The following is a 22,752-nucleotide window of genomic DNA, read 5'->3' on the forward strand; positions in this document are numbered from 1 at the left end:
GGCGTGATTAACCCCTAACCACGGGCGCTCGCCAGCCAGACCCAAACATTCAAGGATCGCGCCGTGGCCCAGCAGATCGTTGCCCCCCGTTCCCGCAAGGTGCGCGTGCTCGCGACCCTTGGGCCGGCCAGCAACACGCCCGAGATGATCCGCGCGCTGTTCCTGGCTGGGGCCGACGCGTTCCGGATCAACATGAGCCACGGCGCGCATGACGACAAGGTGCCCGTGATCCAAGCGATCCGCGCGCTGGAAAAGGAGATCGGGCGGCCGACCACGATCCTGTTCGATCTGCAGGGGCCGAAATTGCGCGTCGGCCGCTTTGCCGAGGGGGTGGTGACGCTGAAAGTCGGCGAGCCCTTCCTGCTCGATCGCGATCCCGCGCCGGGCGACGTCACCCGCGTGCAATTGCCCCACCGCGAGATCTTCGAGGCGCTGCGGCCGGGCGCCCGACTGTTGCTGGACGACGGCAAGCTGGTGCTGCGCGTGACCGAATGCGACGAGACGCTGATCCGAACCCGCGTGGAAGTCGGCGGCACGCTGAGCAACAACAAGGGCCTGAACGTGCCCGACGTGGTGGTGCCGATGGCGGCGCTGACCGAGAAGGATCGCGCCGATCTCGCCTTCGCGTTGGAGATGGGGGCGGACTATATCGCGCTCAGCTTCGTGCAGCGGCCCGAGGACGTGGCCGAAGCGCGGCGGCTGATCGGTGGCCGCGCGGCGCTGCTCGCCAAGATCGAGAAGCCGGCGGCGGTGGACCGGCTGGAGGAGATCCTCGAGCTGGCCGATGCGGTGATGGTGGCGCGCGGCGATCTCGGCGTGGAACTGCCGCCCGAACAGGTGCCGCCGGTGCAGAAGCAGATCGTGGAAGCCGCGCGACGGCTGGGCCGGCCGGTGGTGGTCGCCACGCAGATGCTGGAATCGATGATCGTAGCGCCCACGCCGACCCGCGCGGAAGTGTCCGACGTGGCAACCGCGATCTATGATGGGGCGGATGCGATCATGCTGTCCGCCGAATCGGCGGCGGGGGCCTGGCCGGTGGAATCGGTCGCGATGATGGACAAGATCGCGATCTCGGTGGAGAATGATCCCGGCTATCAGGCGCGGCTGCACTTCACCCAGACCACGCCCGATGCCACCACCGCCGATGCGCTGTCCGAAGCCGCCGATCGCATCACCCGCACGGTCGGGGCGGCCGCGATCATCTGCTTCACCATGTCGGGATCGACCGCGCGCCGGATCGCGCGCGAGCGGCCATCGGTGCCGACGCTGGTGCTGACCCCCAAGCGCCAGACCGCGCGCCGGCTGGGCCTGCTGTGGGGCGCGCATTCGGTGGTGACGAAGGATGTCGCCAGCTTCGAGGAGATGGTGGCCAAGGCCAAGCGGATGGCGCTGCGCCACGGCATCGCGCAGGCCGGGCAGCGGCTGATCGTGATGGCGGGCGTGCCGTTCGGGACCCCCGGATCGACCAACATGCTCCATGTCGTCCGGCTGACCGGAGACGAACTGAAGGGGTATGCCGACTGAGAGCTGGCGTTCAGCTCCTACCCCTCCAGCGCCAGCAGATGATCGCGCAGCGCGCGGGCGTCGTGGAGCGCGTTGTGGGGCACGGCGCTGTTGCGCGCGGTCGAGAAGCCGGGGGTGCGGACATAATCGAAGCCGAGCCGTGGCAGATCGACCACGTCGGTCGCGTGGATTGTCAGCAGGCGGCAAAGCAACGCGATATCCTCGGGCCAGTCCGCCACCAGCACGGGATCGGGATCGGCCGAGAGATAGCGGGCCAGATCATGCGCCGCAGCCACCCGATCCAGCCGATTGTCGAACGCGGGCGGCACGTTGAAGAGATAAGGCACGACATGGCGTTCGACCCAGGGGTCGAGATCGTCGGGCAGCGGCAGCGCGACATAATAATCCTCGCCGCCATGTTCGGCGGCCAAGCCGATACTGATCAGCGCGCCGCCGAAGCCGTTGAATTCGGTATCGAGGAAATAGCGCAAGGGTGTCAGGCTTCGGAGGGTGCGCGCGCGACGATCGCCAGCGCATGGACGCGCTCCACCAGCAGGTCGCCGAGCGCTTTGTTCACCGCGCGCTGGCGGGCGACCCGGCTCTGGCCTTCGAACGCGGCGGCAACGATTTCCACGGTAAAGTGCGATTCGCCGCGCGCGTCGTGGCCGGCATGGCCGCGATGCTTTTCGCTGTCGTCGATCACGGCGAGGCGATCGGGTGAAAGGGCGGCGGTCAGGCGGCGGGTGATTTCGGCCGCGACGGGGCCGGTGGCGGTGTTGGTCATCGCGCCTATATAGGCGAATTGGACGACGGAAGGCAGCATTGAACGACGGCAGGGCAGGACGCGCGAGAGGGGATCGCTTCCACGGTCGAGTGATCGACGGCGGTCGCGCCTGCGCGCATGCGGGCTGCCGGGAAGCGGGCGAATTCCGCGCGCCGACCGAGCGCCACCGCGCCAATCCCGATGCACCGCCAGCCTGGCAGTGGCTATGCCTGGAACATGTGCGCGCCTTCAACAGCGGCTATAATTATTTCGAAGGCATGAGCACCGACGAGATCGAGGCCGAGCAGCGGCCTTTCGCCGGCTGGGAACGCGAGACGAGGGCGTTCGCCGCCAATGGCGCGCCCGGGCCGAAATGGGCCGACTTCACCGATCCGCTGGACGCGATCGGCGCGCGCTTTGCCCGCGCCGAGCGCGCCGAGCGCAAGGATGGGCGGCCGCTGGCGGAGGGCGATCGCAAGTCGCTGAAGCTGCTCGGGCTGGAGGTGGATGCCGACCGGCGCGCGCTGCGCCAGCGCTACGCCGATCTGGTCCGCCGCTACCATCCCGACCATAATGGCGGCGACCGCAGCCATGAAGCGACGCTGCAACGGGTGGTGGAGGCCTATCAACAGCTGAAGGCGTCGCCCGCCTTCGCCTGACGTTCAATCCCGTCCGGCGATCCGGCGGGCGACCTCGGCCAGCTGATCGGACGCGGCGCCCCAGCCGGCTTCGAAACCCATCGCCGCATGCTGATCGCGCGCTTCAACCGTCCAGTGTCGCGCGATCGCGGTGTAACGCGTCCTGCCGCCCTCTTCGGCGAACTCGTCGATCCGCACCATGAACGGGCCGGCCGGCGCCCAGCCGGCGGTGAAGGCGTCCGTCGAGACGATCCGGCGCTGGGGCACGACTTCGAGGAAGACGCCTTCATGGGCATGTTCCTCGCCTTGCGGACCGCGCATCACGATGGCCGAGCGGCCGCCTGCCCGCAGCTCCTGCGCCACGATTTCTGCAGTCCAGGGCCGCGGGCAGAACCATTCGCCGCCATGTTCGGTCCAGGCGCGCCAGACCGCATCGACCGGCGCGTCGATCAGCCGTTCGATGCGCAGCTCATGCTCGGCGCTCATGCCGGTCCTCCGCGACGGGCTGCCTCGATCGCGGTGATGTCGATCTTGCGCATGGTCATCATGGCCTGCATCGCGCGCTTGGCGGCTTCGGGATCGGGATCGGCCATTGCGTCCATCAGCGCCCGCGGCGTGATCTGCCAGTTGTGACCCCAGCGATCCTTGCACCAGCCGCATTCACTCTCCGCGCCGCCATTGCCGACGATCGCGTTCCAGTAGCGGTCGGTCGTTTCCTGATCGTCGGTGAAGATCATGAAGCTGACGGCTTCGTTCGGCTTGAACATCGGGCCGCCGTTGAGCCCGACGAACGGCTGGCCGAGCAGGGTGAATTCCACCGTCAGTTCCGATCCCGCGGTGCCGTCGGGATAATCCACCGGCGCGGTGCGGATCGCATCGACATGACTGTCCGGGAATACCGATGCGTAGAATTCGGCGGCATGCCGGGCCTGGCCATGATCGTACCAAAGGCAGGCAGCCATCGGGTGCTGGTTCATGTCACTCTCCCTTGCCGCCGGGTGCCACGATGCCGAACGGGGCTCCCATCGGATCGCTGGCGACGATGATGCGATCGCCGCCCGGCACGTCCATCGGACCGGCATGAACGGTGCCGCCCTCGGTCCGCACCGTATCGGCAGCGACATCGATGTCGGGTGCGCGGAAATAGAAGAGCCAGCCGGCCGGCTGTTCGGGCGAGCCCTGCCGCATCGTGGCACCGATCGTCTCGTCGCCGACCGCCACGAAGATGTAATCGCCCATGTCGCCCATCGGCATGCTGCCGGGGAAGCTCCAGCCGAAGACATTCGCGTAGAAGTCGTTGCCCGCCGCCTGGTCGGTGGTCGTCAGTTCGTTCCAGTTGCATTTGCCCATGCCGGTGCGATCCCAGGCAGTGCTGCTTTCGGTACTGGCGCCGCGCATCACGTAGAAGGGGTTGCCCTGCGGATCCGCGACATAGGCCATGCGGCCGACGCCCGGCAGGTCGAAGGCCGGGATCCGCACGCTGCCGCCTGCGGTCGCGATCCGCGCGACGGTTGCATCGACATCGTCGACGCCGACGTAGAAATGCCAGCCGGGATCGATCTGGGGCGGAGACTGCCCCGGCTGATGGCCGGCGAGGCCGCCCACGAACGCGCCCCCGCCCGCATCGATCATGCGGTAATCCATGCCCCCCGGATCGGCGGGATGGATCGTCCAGCCGACGACGGCTTCATAGAATCGCTTCGCGCGATCCGGCTCTGCACTCAGCAGTTCGTACCAGATCGGGGTGCCGTGCGGATTGGTCATCGATCCTCTCCCCGTCAGGCGTCGACGACGGGCGTGAACCCGCCATAGATCATGCGCTTGCCATCGAACGGCATGTCGTCGGGCGGCGTCTTCATCCGCTCGTCGGCCATGAACTTCTCCCAGCCGGCGACGTGCGCCTCCTTCGAGGGCCATTCGACCCAGCTGAACACCACTTGTTCGCCATCCTTGGCGTGGGTCGCGCGCCGGAAATCGGTGATCTTGCCATCCGGCACGTCGACGCCCCAGCATTCGACGACGCGCGTGGCACCGGATTCAAGAAAGATCGGCGCGACCCTGCGCGCCATATCGAAATAGGCGCCCTTATTTTCCGTCGGCACGGGAATCAGATAGCCGTCGGCATATCCCATGGTGCCGCCCGGGCCTTCGTCGACTTCCGGTACGAATCCGGCGAAAATCATGCGCTTGCCATCGAACGGCATTTCGCCGAGCTCGGCCATGCGCGGGTCGCTCATCATCTTCTGGCCGGCCGCATCGCAGGTCGTCTTGTCGGGAAACTCGATCCAGCTGAACAGGACGGCTTCGCCAGGCTCAGCCTGGACCGCGCCCTTGAAATCGTTGATCTTCCCATCCGGCACGTCATCGCCCCAGCCTTCGACCAGGCGATCGGCGCCGAATTCCTTGAACAGCGGCAGCGCCTTGGTGGCATGATCGACATAGCGCGCCTGATTCGCGGTGGGCACCGCCAGCACGAACCCTTGAACATAGGTCATTGGCCCTCTCCTCGGTTCTGTTTCATCTTGGCCTCCCATTCGGCGAAGCCCGGCGGCGGGCTGCCGGTGAAGCCTTCGAGCTGCGCGGCCAGCGCGCGCTGAAAGGCCGGCCTCGCCTCGCCCCGGGCGACGTAGGCCACCAGCCCCGGATATTTTTCGAGCAGCGGATCGCCACGCAGGATGCGCAGCACCGATATCATCAGCAGATCACCGGTGGTGAACTGGCCGTCGAACCATTCACGCTCGCCCAGACGGGCAGCGACTTCGCCCAGCCGCTCGTCGATCCGCTGGCAGATGGCGGGCAGCCGCGGCTTCGACCATGGCTTGTCGGCTTCGAACAGCGTAGCGATGGCATGATCCATGATCGGCGGCTCGACCGTATTGAGTGCGGCGAACATCCATTCGATCGCGCGAGCACGACCACCCGGATCCTTCGGCAGCATCGCGCCGCGCGTCTCCGCGATGTGCAGCACGATCGCGCCCGATTCGAACAAGGTGATGCCGTCTTCCTCCAGCGTCGGCACCTGCCCGAACGGCTGGATGCCGCGGTGAGGTGGCGCCTTCTGATCGCCCTGGCTCAGATAGCGGACGGCATAAGCCTGTCCGGCCTCTTCCAGCGCCCAGCGTGCGCGCAGATCGCGGACTTGCCCCCTGGCGAAATCGGGCACCCAATCGAATGCGGTTATGGTGGGGCGCGGCGGGGCGTGTCGTTGACCCGCGGCGTTGCCTGACCCGCTGTCTTCTGGTCGTGAATCGGTCATGGTGTCTCCTCTCACCTTGTCCGGATCAATATTGCCTTGGCTAGCGGAATGAGTTATCAAAAGCAACTATGAAGTCAGAAAAAGTTACCGATGAGCGATTGTCCACCGAACGCTGGTATGACGATGCATGCGGCACCGCTCATGCGCTCGAGCTGGTCGGCGAGCGCTGGTCGCTGCTGATCGTGCGCGAACTGATGTTTGGCGGACGCCGGTTCAGCGAGTTGCGGGCCAGCCTGCCGGGCATCAGCGCGAACATATTGACGCAGCGATTGGCCGGCCTTGAGGCAGCGGGCATCGCGCGGCGGCGACGGTTGCCGCCGCCCGCCAATGTGCAGGTCTACGAACTGACCGATTGGGGCTATCAGGCCGAGGTCGCGATCCAGGAACTGGGTCGCTGGGCGGCACGCTCGCCCACCCATGATCCGTCGCTGCCGCTATCGGCGGCATCGCTGATGCTGTCGTTCCGCACGATGATCGATCGGCCGCGCGCCGCATCATGCCCGGCCCGGATCGGATTCAGGTTCGGGGCGGAAGCGTTCGTCGCCCGGATCGGCGCCGACGGGATCGAGATAGAACGTGGCGAACCCGCCGGCGTGGATGCGGTCCTCACCAGCGATCCGATGACGATCGCCGGCATCGTCTATGGCGGCCGCCCGATCGCAGATGCCGAGGCCGCCGGCGTGCTGCGGGTAGAGGGCGATCGGGCCATTGCCGAGCAAGTGACTGGGCTGTTCGTGCTGCCGCCCAAGGCCGGGGCGGGTTGACGGACGCGCTCCGGCTTCCCACTAGCCAAGGCGATAGCGACCGGAACCCATCGAAGCCGGCGCCATTCTTCACGTGACCCCAAGCGATCCGGATGTGGTGATGACCGACCTGCCCAATATCCAGCCCGATAGCCGCACCGCGACCGTGCTGGATGCACCCGACCGGATGGTGAAGCTACGCGACGCGTTCGGCATCGACAGCGACATGGAAGTGCCGGGCTTTTCCGAGGCGGACGAGCGGGTGCCAGATCTCGACCCCGCCTATGTATTCGATCCGGATACGACGTTGGCGATCTGCGCCGGCTTCGCCCACAACCGGCGGGTAATGGTGCAGGGCTATCACGGCACCGGCAAGTCGACGCACATCGAGCAGGTGGCCGCGCGCCTGAACTGGCCATGCATCCGCATCAACCTGGATGCGCACATCAGCCGCATCGATCTGATCGGCCGCGACGCGATCGTGCTGCGCGACGGCCAGCAGGTGACCGAATTCCGCGAAGGCCTGCTGCCCTGGGCGCTGCAGACGCCGACCGCCTTGGTGTTCGACGAATATGATGCCGGCCGGCCCGACGTGATGTTCGTGATCCAGCGGGTGCTGGAAACCGAGGGCAAGCTGACCTTGCTCGACCAGAACCGCGTGATCCGGCCGAACCCCTATTTCCGGCTGTTCGCGACGGCGAATACGGTAGGCCTGGGTGATACCAGCGGACTTTATCACGGTACGCAGCAGATCAACCAGGGCCAGATGGACCGCTGGAACATCGTGGTGACGCTGAACTATCTGCCGGCCGCGGTCGAGGCGCAGATCGTGCTCGCCAAGAGTGGCGAGTATGACAAGCCCGACGGCAAGAAGCTGGTCGACAACATGGTCAAGGTGGCGGACCTGACCCGCGCCGGATTCATCGCGGGCGATATCTCGACTGTGATGAGCCCCCGCACGGTGATCAGCTGGGCGCAGAATGCGCTGATTTTCGACGATGTCGGCTTCGCCTTCCGGCTGAGCTTCCTCAACAAGTGCGACGAGGCCGAGCGCTCGCTTGTCGCCGAATATTATCAGCGCGTGTTCGGCAAGGATTTGCCGGAGAGCGTGGTTAGCAAAGGCTGAGCCGGCGTTGGTTGAAAGGCGTCGATTGCATAGGATGGCATCATGCGCGCCGATAGGGTTATCAAGACATTGAAGGATCACGAAGGCGAACTGCGGCAGCTCGGCATCGCCAGCCTATCCCTGTTCGGATCGGTAGCACGTCGGCAGGAGCACGCGGTTTCCGATGTGGATATCGCGATTACTTTGGATAGCGCTGCGCATGTGGGCGCTTTCGCATTTGCGGCGATCGCTGGCCGGCTCGGCAGCTTGCTCGAGGCGACGGTCGATGTGGTAGGCGAGCCCGCTCGCAAGCCGGCCATCCAGCGAGAGATCGATCGGGATCGCTGGCTTGTCTTTTGATCGCGAGTTCAGGCGGGTCGAGGATATCGTCGCCAATATCGATCTGGCGATCGCCTATCTCGGGGATCACGACGAGGCCTCTTTCGCGGCCGACCGCAAGACCATGGATGCCGTTGAACGATGCCTGCAGCGGCTGACCGAGGCGGCGATTCGCATTGGGGCTGAGCGGATGTCGCTGATTGCGCCCGACCTGCCCATGTCCGAGGTCCGTGGTCTTGGGAACATGCTGCGCCATGAATATGAGAACATCGACGCGCTGACCATTTTCAATACCGTGCAGTTCGATCTGCCGGCGCTGAAGACGTCTGTCGCTTACCTGGCTGATCTTCGAAATGGCTGAGCAGACACCTCTCGATCGCTTCAAGGCCTCGCTCGGCGGGGCGGCGCGGGCGATGGCGCGCGAGCCCGAGCTGGAACTGGGCTTCACCACCGATGCGCCGCAGCTTCTCGGCAAATCGATCAAGGTGCCTGCGCCGGCGCGCTCGCTGCCGGCCGATCAGGTGGCCGAGGCGCGTGGCTTTGCGGATGGGGCGGCGTTGCGGCTGCGGCACCATGATGGCGCGCTCCATGCCCGGGGCGCCCCGGCGGAGGCGATCGCGCGCGCGGTATTCGATGCGGCCGAGCAGGCGCGGATCGAGGCGATCGGTTCGCGCCAGATGGCGGGCGTGCGCGATAATCTTTCGGCCTCGCTGGCGATGCGGATGAAATCCGATCCGCTGGTGCGCGCGCGCACCGCGGAGGAAGTGCCGCTCTCGACCGCGATCGGGCTGATGGTCCGCGAAAGGCTGACCGGCGATCTGCCGCCTGCTGCCGCCGAGCCCGGCTTGGCGCTGGTGCGCAGCTGGATCGAGGAGCGGGCGGGTGCTGATCTCGACGCGCTGGCGCTGGCGCTGGACGACCAGCGCGCCTTTGCGAAACTCGCGACCCGGCTGCTGGAGGATCTGGCGCTGATCGATGTCGAGGCGCAGCCGGAGAGCGACCCGCAGGACAGCGAGGACAGTGACGGCGACGAGCCCGACGAGGGCCAGGAAGGCGCACAGGACGAGGAGGACGGCGGGAGTTCCGACAGCCAGGTCGAAGCCCGCTCGGAGGAATCCGAGGGCGGCGACGAGGAAAGCGACAGCCGCGAAACCGACGACGAGATGTCGGACGAGATGGATGGCCAGGACGGCGACGAAGGCGACGAGGGCATGATGCCCGTCCGGCCCAATCGGCCGCCAGCCGACCTGTCCCCCCAGTTCGACTATAAAAGCTTCACGACGGCGTTCGACGAGGTGATCGCGGCGGAGGATCTCTGCGACGAGGACGAGCTCAACCGGCTGCGCGCCTATCTCGACCAGCAGCTGATCCACTTGCAGGGCGCCGTCACCAAGCTGGCGAACCGGCTGCAGCGCAGGCTGATGGCGCAACAGTCGCGCAGCTGGGATTTCGACCAGGAGGAAGGGATGCTGGATGCCGCGCGGCTGGCGCGCGTCGTCGTCAGCCCGGGCCATTCGCTGAGCTACAAGATCGAGCGCGATACCGAGTTCAAGGATACGATCGTCACGCTCCTGATCGACAATTCGGGATCGATGCGCGGCCGCCCGATCTCGATCGCGGCGATCTCGGCCGACATCATGGCGCGCACTCTGGAACGGTGCGGGGTGAAGACCGAGATACTGGGCTTCACCACCCGCGCCTGGAAAGGCGGGCAGGCGCGCGAGAAATGGCTGGGGGAAGGGCGGCCCGCGCATCCCGGGCGCCTGAACGATCTGCGCCACATCATCTACAAGCAGGCGGACGCGCCGTGGCGGCGGGCGCGACGCAATCTCGGCCTGATGATGCGCGAAGGCCTGCTGAAGGAGAATATCGACGGCGAGGCACTGCTCTGGGCGCACGGGCGGCTGATCGCGCGGCCCGAGGACCGCAAGGTGCTGATGGTGATATCGGACGGGGCGCCGGTCGACGATTCGACGCTGTCGGTCAATTCCGGCAGCTACCTCGAACGCCATCTCCGCCAGGTGATCGGCTGGATCGAGAGCAGGTCCCCGGTGCAACTGGTGGCGATCGGCATCGGGCATGATGTGACGCGATACTATCAGCGCGCCGTGACGATCATGGATGCCGAGCAGCTGGGCGGCACGATGGTGGAGCAGCTGGCGGGGCTGTTCGAGAGCGAGTGATCTACCGGCAAAGAAAAGGGCCGGGCCTCCTTTCGGAAACCCGGCCCTCCGCGAACCCGGATAAGCAACTGCGGGAAACGCGTAGCTGGTACTGATCGATCAGCAGTTGCGATCGATCGCGCGACCGGCGAGGGCGCCGATGCCCGCGCCCACGATGGCGCCGGCCGTATCGTCGCCGCGACGACCCACCGCCGCATCGCCGAGCAGACCGCCCGCAATCGCGCCGATGATGGTGCCGCCAGTGCCGTTGTCGCGGCAGCGGCCACGGCCGCCATAATAGCGGCGATCGCCATAATAGCCGCGCCCGCCGCGGTAATAGCCGCGATCGCCACGATAGTAGCCGCGGCCGCCATAATAGCGGTCGCCGCCGCGATACCGGCCACCACGGTAGCGATCACCGCGATAACGGTCGCCGGCCTGCTGGTAATAGCCGTCATAATAGCCCTGCGCCTGCGCGGCAGCGGGTAGGGCAGCCATGCCGGCCGCGGCGACGCAGCCTGCAGTGGCGATCGAAAGCAGCTTCTTGAACATGGCGAAATCTCCTTTCCGTCTTCAAAAGCCGTCCGGTCAGTGCCGGTTCCCTGCTCGGCAGGGGCCAGCCTTCGTCGACATGAGAGCCTTATTTCATGATTCGTGTGAGCCCTGGCTGAATGCGCGGGTTAGCCGCCGTTCAGCTTGGCGGCTGTGCTGGCGCGCACTGGCGGGCACGTTAAGAGGCGCGGGTGCGCCATCTTGCGATCCTGCTGCTGCTTGCCGTCTTCCTTGCCCTGGGCGGGGCGATGCGCGTCCATCGGTTCGATCCCGCGCCGATCATCCATGCACGGCCCGTCCCGCTGGACCGCGATCGACCCGATCTTCGGCAGGTAGGGCGGCTGACCTTCGTCGCCGGCTGGTCGCTATCCAGCCGCGAGGCCGACATGGGCGGCATATCATCGATGAGCATCGTGGGGAGGCGCGTGACTACATTGTCCGATCGCGGCACCGTGATCGCGTTCGACGTGCCGACCGGCGGCCTTGCGGGCGATGCACGCCTGTCGCCGCTGCCGGAAACACCTGGCGACCGAACCTACAAGGGCGGGCGCGACAGCGAATCGATGACGATCGATCGGGCGACGGGCCGGCTTTGGGTAGGGTTCGAAGGCGCCAACGCGATCTGGCGCTACGGAGCCGGACTGGCGACCAGCGAGGGCGGCACGGCGCCGCCGCAGATGGCGGACTGGTCATCGAACTCGGGGCCGGAGGCGATCGTGCGGTTGCCGGACGGACGTTTCCTGGTCTTTGCCGAAGGCAAGCGCGGGCCGCGCGGGGGCCGCGAGGCGCTGCTGTTCGCGGGCGATCCCAGCCGCAAAGGGATGCGTGCGATCCGTTTCGAGTATCGGCCGCCCGAAGGCTATCGCCCGACCGAGGCGGCGCTGCTGCCCGATGGCCAGGTGCTGCTCCTAAACCGGCGCGCATCGCTTCGCGATGGCGTGTCGGCGGTGATCGAGCGAATCGATCCGGCCCGGATCAGGCCGGGGCAGATCGTGCCGGCGGAGCGGATCGCACGGATCGCGCCGCCGCTGATCGTCGACAATCTCGAGGCGATGGCAGTCACCCGCGAGCGCGGGCGCACGATGCTGTGGATCGCGTCGGACGACAATTTCCTGTTCTTCCAGCGCACGTTGCTGCTGAAGTTCGCGCTGGATTGAGACTTCGCGACGGGCGCACACGCGAAACGCCCGCCCGGCGATGCCGGACGGGCGATCAGATCTCGGCAGTCCGGGCCGTCAGGCCCGGGCGCGGATCAGGCGGCGACGGCCTTCTTGGCGATCTGCCGCTTCAGGCGGCGCGCGCGCAGCGACAGCTTGTCTTCCGATGTCTTCAGCAGCCAGTTGTCCAGCCCGCCGACATGCTCGACCGAGCGCAGCCCGTGCGTGGAGACGCGCAGCTTGACGCCTTCGCCCAGCGCGTCCGAGATCAGCGTCACATTCTGCAAGTTCGGCAGAAAGGTCCGCTTGGTCTTGTTGTTGGCGTGGGACACATTGTGGCCCACCTGACGGCCCTTGCCGGTCAGCTCGCAAATGCGCGACATGTCTTCGTCCTGGTAATCGGGGTTGCCCGGAAAGTGGGGGCGGATAACCGCCGCATGCGGATTCGTCAAGCAGAGCCGACCGCTTGTTGATCGTTCCAGTGATGCAACCGTTTCGGAAAGCTCGCGTTGGGCGTGCATTAACAGGAGGGACATTCCAATGCGTGCAGGAATCATCGTCGTCGTCGTGCTGCTCGCGATCGCCGCGATCGCCACGGGCTTCGTCGATCTGAGGAGCAAGGGCGGCGCGCTGCCCGAGGTGCAGGTCAAGGGCGGTGATCTTCCGTCGGTGGATGCGGATGTCGGCTCGATCGACGTCGGCACGAAGACCGAGACGATCGAAGTGCCGAAGGTCGAAACCACGACCGAGAAGGTTGAGCTGCCGACCGTCGACGTGAAGAAGGCGGGCGAATAAGCCTGAGGGAGCCGCGACATGCCGATCCTTGCCATCATCGCGGCCATCCTGCTGCCTCCGCTGGGCGTTTACATCGCCCGGCGGAGCCTGGGTCCCGCTTTCTGGGTGTCAGTCCTGCTGACGCTGATCGGTTGGGTACCGGGCGTCATTTTCGCCCTTGTGGTGATCGCGAAGCCCGATGTGATGCCCGCGCGCATCAGCGGCTGATCGCGCTGGCATGCAGGACCGGCGCTCACTAAGTGCAGGTCCATGCTGACCGTATCCGAAGCCCAGTCCCGCGTCGCCGATCTGGTCGCTGCCGCCACGCGTAGCGGTGCAGATGCCGCCGATGCGCTCTATGCCTGCGATGCCGCGACGCAGGTGTCCGTCCGGCTTGGTGCGCTTGAGGATGTTGGTCGGTCCGAGGGCGAGGAAATAGGCCTGCGCGTGTTCGTCGGCCGGCGTTCTGCCAGCGTGTCGTCGTCCGACCTGTCGCCCGATGCGCTTGGCGTGCTCGTGGAGCGCGCCGTTGCGATGGCACGCGAGGCTCCCGAGGATCCCTGGTCCGGCCTGGCGCCGCAGGATCGGCTGATGCACGGCACGGCCCCTAATCTGGATCTAGTCGACCGTCATTCGGCGGAGCCGGCCGCGCTGAAGGAACGCGCGCTGGCGGCCGAGGATGCGGCGCGCGCCATCGCCGGCGTCACCAACAGCGAAGGGGCCGGCGCCAGCGCCAACCACGCATTGATCGCGATCGGCACCAGCCACGGTTTCACCGGCGGCTATGAGACGACCGGCTTCGGCTGTTCGGCCAGCGTGATCGCGGGCAGCGGCGCCGGCATGCAGCGCGACTACGCCTATCATTCGGCGCGCCATCAGGCGGATCTCGAGGATCCGGCCACGGTCGGCCAGCGCGCGGGCGAGCGCGCGGTCGCCCGGCTGAACCCCGGCAAGCTGGCCAGCGGGCCGATGCCGGTGCTGTTCGATCCGCGTGTTGGCGCCGGGCTGCTTGGCCATCTGGTTGGCGCGATCACGGGATCGGCGATCGCGCGCAAGACCAGTTTCCTGCTCGATGCGCTGGGCAGCCAGATCTTTGCGAAGGGCGTCACGATCAGCGATGATCCACATCGCCCGCGCGGTCTGCGCTCGCGTCCGTTCGACGGCGAGGGACTGCCGACCGGCCCACGCGATATCGTGGCCGATGGCGTGCTGACCGGGTGGCTGATGGATTCGGCCTCCGCCCGTCAGCTGCACCTGGAGCCGACCGGCCATGCCACGCGCGGGATCGGCGGCAGCCCGGGCGCGGGGGCCAGCAACCTGTTCCTCGAACGCGGGCTCGTCAGCGTCGAGGGGCTGATGAGCGACATCCGGCTGGGCGTGTTCGTGACTGAGCTGATCGGACAGGGCGTGAACGGCGTCACCGGCGACTATAGCCGCGGCGCATCCGGCTTCGTGATCCGCGACGGCGCGCTGGCCGAGCCGGTGGCCGAGATCACGATTGCCGGCAATCTGAAGGACATGTTCCGGCAGCTGACAGCGGCCGATGACCTGGTGTTCCGCCGCGCGATAGACGTGCCCACGATCCGGATCGACGGGATGACGATCGCCGGTGCCTGAAACGCTTCTCGATGCAGTCAGCGCGGTCGCGGCCGATGTCGGCCGGATGGTGCACGGCCGCTGGCAGCAGGATTTTCGGCGCTGGGAGAAGCTGCCGGGCCATCCGGTGTGCGAGGTCGACCTGGAAGCGGATGTCATGCTGCGCGAACGGCTGCGCGCGATTGATCCCGAAGCCGGCTGGCTATCGGAGGAGACGATCAATTCGGCGGACCGGCTGATGCGGGTGCGCGCCTGGGTCGTCGATCCAATCGACGGCACGCGCGACTATATCCGCGGCCGCGACGGCTGGGCGGTGTCGATCGCGCTGGTTGAAGGTGGCAGCGCAGTGCTGGGCGTCCTCGATGCTCCGGCGCGGGGGGAACAGTGGCGAGCGCAGGCGGGCCAGGGCGCCACGCGCAACGGGGCGGCGATCGCCGCATCCGATCGCACCGTGCTTCCGGGTGCCCGCGTGCCGGCCGATGGATTGCCCAAGGCGGACTCTGATCTGGTGGCGGTGCACAAGCCGAATTCGATCGCGCTCAGGATGGCAATGGTGGCTGCCGGACAGGCAGACCTGCTGGCTACGCTGCGCTGGGGCCACGAATGGGATATCGCCGCCGCCGCCCTAATTGCGCAGGAGGCCGGGGCGATCGTGACCGACGCACAGGGCCAGCCGCTCCGATTCAATTCGACCAAGGGCGAGATGTTCGGCGTGTTGGCGACGGCGCCGGCGATCCATGCCGCCGCGGTCGACCGGCTGGCCGGCCGGGCAGCGGCAGCGCGGGTGCGCTGACACTGCCCGGCTGCGATCAGGCGAGCGTACGGACGCCGGGCTCACGATCGTAGAAGCGCTGCGCGGCTGCCGTCAGGAACGTATCGTCCAGCCCGGTCACGCCGTCATCCGGCTCAATACCGGCCTTGTCGAGCAGCGGCTGGGCGGCGTCGCTGGCACCGATCGCCTTCAGATGGCCGAACGCGTCCATCGCGAACTGTACTGCGGCCGCTTCCTTCAGCAGCGCCTGGCAACCTTCCTCGGATAACAGGATCGCCACGGCATCGAACAGCTGCGACGGCGTGCCCGCCAGCTGGCCGTCGGCCTTACGCATCGATCCATCCGCCAGCTTCGCGCCGCCGACCTTCGGCGCGATGATGACCGGCTTGCCCTTGGCGCCGTCGATCGCGGCGACCAGCGTGTCGAGTGCAGCGCCATCGGTACCATCGGCGATCAGGATGCCGACCGCGCGGCCCTCCAGCGTGGCCTTCATCTTCTTGTGGATCGACAGCGCATCGGACGGCGGCATGTCCACCGGCTCGAGCGCGGCTTTGGCCTTGGCAGGGAGCTCCAGCGCGAGCCCGTCCGCGACGCGCTGTGCCAGATCCTCGTCCACGTTGCGCAGATTTGCCAGCATCCGCGGCGGCACCTGATCCAGCAGGCCGACCTTCGACAGCTCGAACACGAAGGACGACGCGATGTGCGCCTGTTCGCTCGGCGTCTGCGACCGGAAGAACAGCCGCGCCTGGCTGTAGTGATCGGCGAACCGTTCCGCCCGGATGCGCAGTTTGTCACCCTGCTCGTCCGCGCCGGTGGCCGCATTGACGGTCGCGAAGCCGCGTGACGGGCTTTCGCGCGGGCCGCCTTCCTCGCCATGCTCGGCCAGGCTGTTCGGCTCGTAATTGGCGCGGCCCTTGGGCACCTGGGTCTGCATCAGCCCGTCACGCTGGAAATTATGCATCGGGCAGCGCGGCGCATTGATCGGGATCTGGTGGAAGTTGGTGGTGCCCAGCCGCGACTTCTGCGTGTCCATGTAGCTGAACAGCCGGCCCTGCAGCAGCGGATCGTTGGAGAAATCGATGCCGGGCACGATGTTGGTCGGCAGGAAGGCGACCTGCTCGGTCTCGGCGAAGAAATTGTCCGGATTGCGATCGAGCACCAGCCGGCCGATGACGCGGAGAGGAACGTCCTCCTCCGGGATCAGCTTCGTGGCATCCAGCACGTCATAAGGCTGCGCTTCGGCGAACGCCTCGTCGAACACCTGGATCGCCAATTCCCACTCGGGGAAATCGCCACTGTCGATCGCTTCCCACAGATCGCGGCGATGATAGTCGTTGTCCGCGGCCTGCAGCTTCAGCGCCTCGTCCCAGATCGTCGACTGGATGCCGAGCTTGGGGCGCCAGTGGAATTTCACGAAGCTGGCGTCGCCCGCTTCGTTGACCAGCTTGAAGGTGTGGACGCCGAACCCTTCCATCATCCGCAGCGAACGCGGCAACGTGCGATCGGACATCGCCCACATCAGCATGTGCGTGGTCTCCGGCATCAGTGATGCCCAATCCCAGAAGGTATCATGCGCGCTGCCGGCCTGCGGATAGGCTCGGTCGGCCTCCATCTTCACCGAATGGACGAGATCGGGGAACTTGATCGCATCCTGGATGAAGAACACCGGGATATTGTTGCCGACGAGATCCCAATTGCCTTCGCGGGTGTAGAATTTCACCGCGAAGCCACGCACGTCGCGCGGCGTATCCACCGACCCTGCGCCGCCCGCCACGGTGGAGAAGCGCACGAACACCTCGGTCTTCTCGCCCTTGGTGAAGACGGCAGCCTTCGACAGATCGCTGATATCGTCGGTCGCCTCGAAATAGCCGTGCGCGCCCGATCCGCGAGCATGGACGATCCGCTCCGGAATGCGCTCGTGATCGAAGTGGAAGATCTTCTCGCGCAGCACGAAATCCTCGAGCAGCGTCGGCCCGCGCGCGCCGGATTTCAGGCTGTTCTGGTTGTCGCTGATCGGCACGCCGTGATTGGTGGTCAGCACTGCGGCGTCGCCGCTCGCCTGCTGATGGGTTTCGCCGCCGTTGCCGGGGTTGCGGGTTTCGTCGGTCATCTCTGATCTCCTGCAGGCGCGGATCGGCCGGCTGTTCAGCGACCCAACGCATCGCGGCGATATGTGTCCCCCCGCTTGATCGAGATCATGACGTTGCTGAAGGAAGCCCGCGGCCCGGCTTGGCAAGTCGCGCCGCGCACCCGATAGTCGCGGCCGACACAGGGGGGACATTCAGGATGCGAATCAGCTTCTTCGCGCTTGCGCTGGCGCTTGCTTCACCGGTGGCGGCCGCACCCGCCGACGATCTGAAGACGGTGATCGACGAAAGCTGGCAGTTCTTCCTGCAGGCGAACCCGGTCTATGCCACGTCGCTCGGCGAGCGGCGCTACGACGACAAGGTGCCCGATCCCTCGCTGGCGGCGCGCGATGCTGAGGCCGCGAAGGCCAACGAGTTCGTCAAGCGGCTCGATGCCATTCCCGATGCCGGGTTGTCGCCGGCCGATCGCACCAACAAGGCGATCCTGCGCCGCAGCCTGGCCGAGTGGGCGGAGGGCAATCGCTATCCGCAGCGGGTGATGCTGTTCACCACCTATTCCAGCTGGCCGCAGCAGTTCGCCGGCATGGCGGATGGGCTGCCGTTCCGCACCCGCGCTGATTATGAGAGCTACCTGAAGCGGCTGGCGCAATATCCGGCGGTCAACGCCGAATCGCTGAAGATCACAAAGCAGGCGGTGGCCGGCGGCTACGTGCTGCCGTGCGTGACGCTCGGAGGGCTCGAGAAATCGGTGCGGGGCGTGGTGGTGGCGGATCCGACCAAGTCGCGGCTCTACGAGCCGTTCACCCGCGCCAAACCGGGCGACATGAGCGATGCCGACTGGCGCGCGATGCAGTCCCGTGCCGGCACCTTGGTCAGCACCACCATCAACCCGGAATTCACCAAGCTCGCCGATTATTTCCGCGACGATTACCTGCCGAAATGCCGCAAGACGGTGGGGGTCTCCGCGCTGCCGCAGGGCAAGGATTATTACGCCTACCGTGTCCGCGTCGAGACGACGACCGACATGACGCCCGACCAGATCCACCAGCTCGGCCTGTCCGAAGTGAAGCGGATCCGCGCCGAGATGGAGGCGGTGTCGAAGAAGGCGGGTTATCCAACCCGCGAGGCGTTCATCCAGACACTGCGGACCGATCCCAAATATTACGCCAAGACGCCCGAGGAACTGATGTCGGCGGCGTCACGCATGGCCAAGATCATCGATGGCAAGATGCCCAGCCTGTTCGGCCGGCTGCCGCGGCTGCCTTATGGTGTGAAGGAGATCCCGGCCGAAACCGCGGAAGGGACGACGACGGCCTATTACATGCCCGGATCTGCGGCCAGCGGCATCGCCGGCTTCTATTATGTGAATACCTCAAAGCTCGATCAGCGTCCGCTATGGGAGCTGCCCGCGCTGACGGTGCATGAGGCGGTGCCCGGCCATCACCACCAGCTAGCGCTGCAGCAGGAGCTGGAGCTGCCCGACTTCCGCAAGCACGCCGCCTTCTTCACGGCGTTCGTCGAAGGCTGGGGGCTCTATTCGGAGCGGTTGGGGATCGAGATGGGCATCTACGACACGCCCGAGAAGAATATGGGCCGCCTGTCGTACGAGATGTGGCGCGCCTGCCGCCTGGTCGTCGATACCGGACTGCACGCAAAGGGCTGGACCAAAGAACAGGCAGTCGCCTTCATGACCGACAATTCGGCCTTGTCGGCCGCCAATATCGATGCCGAGGTCAACCGCTATATCAGCTGGCCGGGCCAGGCGCTGGCCTACAAGCTGGGCGAACTCAAGATCCGCGCGCTGCGTACGAAAGCGGAAAAGGCGCTGGGCACCGGCTTCTCGCTGCCGCGCTTCCACGATGCCGTGCTGGGCCAGGGATCGGTGCCGCTCGACGTGCTGGAAGCGCAGGTCGATGGCTGGATCGCTGGCGGCGGGAAGTGATTGACTCCTCCCCGCGCCGGGGAGGATCTTAGGGCACGCCTGCGGCTTCGCGCTTCGCCTGCTCGCGTTCCTCGCGGGCCATCCGCATGAATTGCTGGAAGCAGCCGGTCTGCCCGTTCGATCCGTTGACCGAACAGCTGTTGGGCAGGCCGGACCGGCCGACCCATTCCAGCTCGCGCGCAGTGTTCGCCCAGCTCTGGCCTCCGCGATCCGCCTTCTTCTCGCGAAAGCGCTTCGGCACGCGGTACCGCTCATTCTCGGGAAGGCGCGCACAGACGATGATCTCGTCGTCATCCCCCTTCGGGCACGCGTCCTCACCAAATACGAGCAGGGTAGCGACGCGTTCGGGCGGGGTGGCGGTCTGCGCCGCGATCGGCGGGGCCAGCATCAACAGGCTGGCGAAAGCGGTGGCGAGCATCAGGCGCGATCCCTTGTCGTGTCGGCGGTCATGTCTGCCGACCACGCGCTGCCGCGGCTGACCCGGACGTGAACGACCGGGCCCGGCGATCAGAATTCGATGTTGGCGGGCTTGCCGTTCTGGCGGTCTTCCTCGCGCGCGTTGCGCAACCGCTGGCGATAACAGCCGGTCTGCCCGCCCGCGCCGGAAGGCGAGCAGCTGTCAATGCCGGTCTGGACCTGTCCCTCGCGATCCATCGCATTGACCGCCTTCTGGTTCAGCACAGCCTGTGGCTGGGCCGGGGCGTTTTCACGCAGTGGATCGCGATAGCGCTCGGTTTCCGGTGCACGCACGCAGATTTCGTTTTCGGGGCAGGGATCGTTGCCGAAGATGCGCAAGATACGTTCAGGCCGCTGGGCATCGGCCGAAGCTGGCAAAGCAAACCCGCCGGCAATCATCGTAACGGCGGCGGCGAAAAGAGCGATCTTCATGAGCCTGATCCTGTTTCCTGTCGCATGGCCAACGCCTGAACGATCATCCCGGTGCCTTCAGATTCGTTTGCTGACCGCAATCGCCGCCCGGCAGCCAAGCCGAATCATCGCCGACATCAGCGGATAGCCCGGCGCGCGTTCGGCGCCGTGCGCGATCGCGGTATCGCGATGCTCCACTTCCTCAGCCCGGAACTCTTCGATCACGGCGCCCAGTTCGGGATCGCTGTCACCGAGCTCGACCAACTGCGCGCCATAATGCCGATCGATCTCGGTCTCGATCGCGGCCGTGCAGGCCATCGCCGCATCCGGACCGATCAGCGCGGTGCCGGCGCCCAGCGCATAGCCCGCCACGTTCCACAACGGCTGCAGCAGTGTTGGCCGCACCCCGCGTTCGGCGATCATCCGATCGAAACGGACGCGATGGCGTTCCTCCTGGGCAGCCATGCCGGCAATGATCCGCGCAGCGGGGCTGCGGCTGCCCATGACCGCCAGCTGCCCGGCATAGATGCGGGTCGCGCCATATTCGCCCGCCTGATCGACGCGCAGCATCGCCGCGCGTTCGGCGTCGCTTATCGGGATCGGGGATGCTTGAGCCATAGCATCACTATGGCGACGAAGCCGCCGATCGAAAAGAGCGCGTTCCACCCGGCAAGCGAAATCCCCGCCAGCGCCCATTGTGGCGCATCGCAGCGGACCAGCGGCGTGGCCAGTATATCGGCCAGCGAACCGCCCTGGCTGAGCGTCGAACAGCGGGTCAGCCCTTCCCACCAGCCATATTCGACCCCGGCGTGGAACGCGCCGATCAGTCCGCTCGCCAGGATCGCGAGCGCCGCCAGCAGCACCAGTGGCCGCGCGACGGACCGCAGCACGAAGGCCAAAGCTGCGATGACGATCGCCGCATAGTGCGGCCAGCGCTGCCAGTGGCACATTTCGCACGGGTAGAGTCCGCCCAGATATTGCGATCCGAGCGCGCCCGCCATCAGCGCGGCGGGCAGGAGGAGCGCGATCAGGCGCGCCTTGGCGAACGGGGTCATGGCGGTCCGATGCATGGCCGCCGCCCCGATCAGGTCGGGGCGGCGGGAGAGGATCAGCGGCGCGAGGCGGTCTTGCCGCCGCCGGCACCGGCACTGGCGGCGGCGATCGCGGCCTGCGCGGCCGGCGTGCCGATCCGCTGGATCGCCTTCAGCGCATAATCGAGCTGATAGTCCTCCACGCCCTGCTTCTTCAGCTGGTCGGCGGTCGCGGCGAAGCGCGGATCGGGCTTGCCGTCATCCTCGAGCACCTTGTCGTCGACCTTGGCCTCGTTGATCAGATGGCGGCGCAGATCCGCCTCGCGCAGCCGCGGGCGATCCTTGTAGTCCGGATCGCTGAGCTGCGGCACCAGGATGTCCGGATCGATGCCGCCTTCCTGCACCGACCGGCCGGACGGCGTGTAATAGCGCGCGGTTGTCAGCCGCAGCGCGGTCTCCTCGGTCAGCGGCAGCAGCGTCTGGACCGAGCCCTTGCCGAAGCTGCGCTCGCCCATCACGAGCGCACGGCGATGATCCTGCAGCGCGCCGGCCACGATCTCGGCCGCGGAGGCCGAGCCCGCGTCGACCAGCACGATCACCGGCAAGCCATGCGCCAGATCGCCAGGCTTGGCGTAATAGCGTTCGATATCGCCCTTCTCGCGCCCACGCTGCGACACCACTTCGCCGCGCTCGAGGAAGGCATCCGCCACCTCGATCGACTGGTCCAGCAGGCCGCCCGGGTTCGAGCGCAGATCTACGATATAGCCGAGCGGCTTGGCGCCCGCGCCCGCCAACTGCTTGTCGATGCCCAGCAGCGCGGCGCGCACCGCCTCTCCGGTCTGCTTGTTGAAGGTGTTGATGTTGACGATGCCGACGCGGTTCTTGACCTCCCACTTCACCGGCTTCAGCACGATGATCTCGCGCTTCAGCGTGACGTCGAACGGCTTGTCGCGGCCGGGGCGCACGATGGTGAGTTTGATCGCGGTGCCGGGGCGGCCACGCATCTTGTCGACCGCTTCGTCCAGCGTGCCGCCGAAGATCAGGTTGCCATCGATATGGGTGATGAAATCGCCCGCCTTGATGCCAGCACGGGCCGCCGGCGTATCTTCGGTCGGCGCGATCACCTTCACCGCGCCGTCTTCCTGGCTGACGGTAAGGCCAAGACCGCCATACTCGCCGTCGGTCTGCGTGCGCAGGTTGGTGAAGTCGCGCGCGTCGAGATAGCTGCTGTGCGGATCGAGGCTGGCGAGCATCCCGTCGATCGCGCCCTTCATCAGCGTCTTGTCATCGACCTTGTCGACATATTCGGAACGGACCCGCTCGAACACGCTCATGAACTGATCGAGCTCGCGATAGGTCTCCACATCGACCGCGGCCACCGCGCTGACGGCGGCGCCGGCGGCAAAGCCGGTCGCGACATAGAGGAAGGGACGCAGGAGGGACTTGGCCATCGATTCCGGTCTTT

Annotated in this window: 28 protein-coding genes; 13 read left to right on the top strand and 15 right to left on the bottom strand. The window is 66.5% G+C overall.

All coding sequences use genetic code 11. The features are described 5' to 3' along the window. The first annotated feature begins 63 nt into the window (after nt 1–63). The gene (pyk, locus tag ABC347_RS15275; protein ID WP_413246566.1) at nt 64–1,524 is read left to right on the top strand and encodes a pyruvate kinase; all 1,461 of its coding nucleotides are present in this window, start codon (nt 64–66) and stop codon (nt 1,522–1,524) included. Nucleotides 1,525–1,541: 17 nt separating this feature from the next. Here the strand turns inward: pyk and ABC347_RS15280 are convergent, their stop codons facing one another. After that, complete coding sequence (locus ABC347_RS15280) at nt 1,542–1,994, bottom strand: hypothetical protein (protein ID WP_413246567.1); 453 nt, start codon at nt 1,992–1,994, stop codon at nt 1,542–1,544. Between the two features lie 5 nt (nt 1,995–1,999). Next, the gene (locus ABC347_RS15285) at nt 2,000–2,287 is read right to left on the bottom strand and encodes a BolA family protein (protein WP_413246568.1); all 288 of its coding nucleotides are present in this window, start codon (nt 2,285–2,287) and stop codon (nt 2,000–2,002) included. A gap of 89 nt (nt 2,288–2,376) precedes the next feature. Here ABC347_RS15285 and ABC347_RS15290 point away from each other — a divergent pair, with 89 nt between their 5' ends. After that, nucleotides 2,377–2,925 (top strand): J domain-containing protein, encoded by a 549-nt coding sequence (locus ABC347_RS15290; RefSeq protein ID WP_413246569.1) that lies wholly within the window; start codon nt 2,377–2,379, stop codon nt 2,923–2,925. 3 nt (nt 2,926–2,928) lie between these two features. Here ABC347_RS15290 and ABC347_RS15295 read toward each other — a convergent pair whose 3' ends face one another. Genes ABC347_RS15295 through ABC347_RS15320 form a run of 5 tightly spaced genes read right to left on the bottom strand, consistent with a single transcriptional unit; the run spans nt 2,929 to nt 6,160 of the window. Then, nucleotides 2,929–3,390 (bottom strand): SRPBCC family protein, encoded by a 462-nt coding sequence (locus tag ABC347_RS15295; protein ID WP_413246570.1) that lies wholly within the window; start codon nt 3,388–3,390, stop codon nt 2,929–2,931. Continuing rightward, on the bottom strand, nt 3,387–3,881 hold the full coding sequence (locus ABC347_RS15300) for a VOC family protein (RefSeq protein ID WP_413246571.1): 495 nt from the start codon (nt 3,879–3,881) through the stop codon (nt 3,387–3,389). The genes ABC347_RS15295 and ABC347_RS15300 overlap by 4 nt, the downstream gene beginning before the upstream one ends. Nucleotide 3,882: 1 nt before the next feature. Further along, nucleotides 3,883–4,668, bottom strand: a complete 786-nt coding sequence (locus ABC347_RS15305) for a VOC family protein (RefSeq protein ID WP_413246572.1) — start codon at nt 4,666–4,668, stop codon at nt 3,883–3,885. A 14-nt stretch (nt 4,669–4,682) separates the two neighbouring features. Next, entirely contained in the window at nt 4,683–5,399 is a 717-nt protein-coding gene (locus tag ABC347_RS18250; protein WP_459565464.1) for a DUF1428 domain-containing protein, read from the bottom strand. Next, on the bottom strand, nt 5,396–6,160 hold the full coding sequence (locus ABC347_RS15320) for a glutathione S-transferase family protein (RefSeq protein WP_413246573.1): 765 nt from the start codon (nt 6,158–6,160) through the stop codon (nt 5,396–5,398). The genes ABC347_RS18250 and ABC347_RS15320 overlap by 4 nt, the downstream gene beginning before the upstream one ends. A 68-nt stretch (nt 6,161–6,228) precedes the next feature. On the opposite strand from ABC347_RS15320, the gene ABC347_RS15325 reads away from it, so the two are divergent. The 5 genes from ABC347_RS15325 (at nt 6,229) to cobT (ending at nt 10,530) form a co-directional block, all read left to right on the top strand. Further along, a complete protein-coding gene (locus tag ABC347_RS15325; RefSeq protein ID WP_413246574.1) occupies nt 6,229–6,924 on the top strand; it encodes a winged helix-turn-helix transcriptional regulator in 696 nt (231 codons plus the stop codon). A 100-nt stretch (nt 6,925–7,024) separates the two neighbouring features. Continuing rightward, the gene (gene cobS, locus ABC347_RS15330) at nt 7,025–8,029 is read left to right on the top strand and encodes a cobaltochelatase subunit CobS (protein WP_413246575.1); all 1,005 of its coding nucleotides are present in this window, start codon (nt 7,025–7,027) and stop codon (nt 8,027–8,029) included. 42 nt (nt 8,030–8,071) lie between these two features. Beyond that, a complete protein-coding gene (locus ABC347_RS15335) occupies nt 8,072–8,368 on the top strand; it encodes a nucleotidyltransferase family protein (RefSeq protein WP_413246576.1) in 297 nt (98 codons plus the stop codon). After that, nucleotides 8,358–8,708 carry a HepT-like ribonuclease domain-containing protein gene (locus ABC347_RS15340; RefSeq protein ID WP_413246577.1) on the top strand — a complete coding sequence of 117 codons (351 nt, stop codon included), beginning with the start codon at nt 8,358–8,360 and terminating at the stop codon, nt 8,706–8,708. The genes ABC347_RS15335 and ABC347_RS15340 overlap by 11 nt, the downstream gene beginning before the upstream one ends. After that, complete coding sequence (gene cobT / locus ABC347_RS15345) at nt 8,701–10,530, top strand: cobaltochelatase subunit CobT (RefSeq protein ID WP_413246578.1); 1,830 nt, start codon at nt 8,701–8,703, stop codon at nt 10,528–10,530. The genes ABC347_RS15340 and cobT overlap by 8 nt, the downstream gene beginning before the upstream one ends. A 99-nt stretch (nt 10,531–10,629) precedes the next feature. Here cobT and ABC347_RS15350 read toward each other — a convergent pair whose 3' ends face one another. Continuing rightward, nucleotides 10,630–11,061 (bottom strand): glycine zipper 2TM domain-containing protein, encoded by a 432-nt coding sequence (locus tag ABC347_RS15350; RefSeq protein ID WP_413246579.1) that lies wholly within the window; start codon nt 11,059–11,061, stop codon nt 10,630–10,632. A gap of 191 nt (nt 11,062–11,252) precedes the next feature. On the opposite strand from ABC347_RS15350, the gene ABC347_RS15355 reads away from it, so the two are divergent. After that, nucleotides 11,253–12,218, top strand: coding sequence for an esterase-like activity of phytase family protein (locus tag ABC347_RS15355; protein ID WP_413246580.1), 966 nt, complete (start codon nt 11,253–11,255; stop codon nt 12,216–12,218). A gap of 95 nt (nt 12,219–12,313) precedes the next feature. On the opposite strand, the gene rpmB is transcribed toward ABC347_RS15355, so the two are convergent. Continuing rightward, nucleotides 12,314–12,601 (bottom strand): 50S ribosomal protein L28, encoded by a 288-nt coding sequence (rpmB, locus tag ABC347_RS15360; RefSeq protein ID WP_413246581.1) that lies wholly within the window; start codon nt 12,599–12,601, stop codon nt 12,314–12,316. 157 nt (nt 12,602–12,758) lie between these two features. Here rpmB and ABC347_RS15365 point away from each other — a divergent pair, with 157 nt between their 5' ends. Genes ABC347_RS15365 through ABC347_RS15380 form a run of 4 tightly spaced genes read left to right on the top strand, consistent with a single transcriptional unit; the run spans nt 12,759 to nt 15,381 of the window. Then, nucleotides 12,759–13,013 (top strand): hypothetical protein, encoded by a 255-nt coding sequence (locus ABC347_RS15365; protein ID WP_413246582.1) that lies wholly within the window; start codon nt 12,759–12,761, stop codon nt 13,011–13,013. 18 nt (nt 13,014–13,031) lie between these two features. Then, nucleotides 13,032–13,220, top strand: a complete 189-nt coding sequence (locus ABC347_RS15370; protein WP_413246583.1) for a YqaE/Pmp3 family membrane protein — start codon at nt 13,032–13,034, stop codon at nt 13,218–13,220. A gap of 42 nt (nt 13,221–13,262) precedes the next feature. Next, nucleotides 13,263–14,609 (top strand): TldD/PmbA family protein, encoded by a 1,347-nt coding sequence (locus tag ABC347_RS15375; RefSeq protein WP_413246584.1) that lies wholly within the window; start codon nt 13,263–13,265, stop codon nt 14,607–14,609. After that, nucleotides 14,602–15,381 carry a 3'(2'),5'-bisphosphate nucleotidase CysQ gene (locus ABC347_RS15380; RefSeq protein WP_413246585.1) on the top strand — a complete coding sequence of 260 codons (780 nt, stop codon included), beginning with the start codon at nt 14,602–14,604 and terminating at the stop codon, nt 15,379–15,381. The genes ABC347_RS15375 and ABC347_RS15380 overlap by 8 nt, the downstream gene beginning before the upstream one ends. A 16-nt stretch (nt 15,382–15,397) precedes the next feature. Here the strand turns inward: ABC347_RS15380 and ABC347_RS15385 are convergent, their stop codons facing one another. After that, the gene (locus ABC347_RS15385; RefSeq protein ID WP_413246586.1) at nt 15,398–17,470 is read right to left on the bottom strand and encodes a catalase; all 2,073 of its coding nucleotides are present in this window, start codon (nt 17,468–17,470) and stop codon (nt 15,398–15,400) included. Nucleotides 17,471–17,646: 176 nt separating this feature from the next. Between ABC347_RS15385 and ABC347_RS15390 the strand changes: the two genes are divergently transcribed. Continuing rightward, complete coding sequence (locus tag ABC347_RS15390) at nt 17,647–19,389, top strand: DUF885 domain-containing protein (protein WP_413246587.1); 1,743 nt, start codon at nt 17,647–17,649, stop codon at nt 19,387–19,389. 28 nt (nt 19,390–19,417) lie between these two features. Here ABC347_RS15390 and ABC347_RS15395 read toward each other — a convergent pair whose 3' ends face one another. The 5 genes from ABC347_RS15395 to ABC347_RS15415 form a co-directional block, all read right to left on the bottom strand. Further along, nucleotides 19,418–19,807 (bottom strand): hypothetical protein, encoded by a 390-nt coding sequence (locus tag ABC347_RS15395; protein WP_413246588.1) that lies wholly within the window; start codon nt 19,805–19,807, stop codon nt 19,418–19,420. 89 nt (nt 19,808–19,896) lie between these two features. Further along, nucleotides 19,897–20,244 carry a hypothetical protein gene (locus ABC347_RS15400; RefSeq protein WP_413246589.1) on the bottom strand — a complete coding sequence of 116 codons (348 nt, stop codon included), beginning with the start codon at nt 20,242–20,244 and terminating at the stop codon, nt 19,897–19,899. Nucleotides 20,245–20,334: 90 nt separating this feature from the next. After that, nucleotides 20,335–20,874: a demethoxyubiquinone hydroxylase family protein gene (locus tag ABC347_RS15405; protein ID WP_413246590.1), complete on the bottom strand. Its 540-nt coding sequence runs from the start codon at nt 20,872–20,874 to the stop codon at nt 20,335–20,337. Continuing rightward, complete coding sequence (locus ABC347_RS15410) at nt 20,847–21,326, bottom strand: disulfide bond formation protein B (RefSeq protein WP_413246591.1); 480 nt, start codon at nt 21,324–21,326, stop codon at nt 20,847–20,849. The genes ABC347_RS15405 and ABC347_RS15410 overlap by 28 nt, the downstream gene beginning before the upstream one ends. A gap of 38 nt (nt 21,327–21,364) precedes the next feature. After that, nucleotides 21,365–22,738, bottom strand: coding sequence for a S41 family peptidase (locus ABC347_RS15415; RefSeq protein WP_413246592.1), 1,374 nt, complete (start codon nt 22,736–22,738; stop codon nt 21,365–21,367). Nucleotides 22,739–22,752 lie beyond the last annotated feature (14 nt).

The sequence above is a fragment of the Sphingomonas canaveralia genome (genome assembly GCF_047238125.1).
Lineage (GTDB): Bacteria > Pseudomonadota > Alphaproteobacteria > Sphingomonadales > Sphingomonadaceae > JBDFMH01.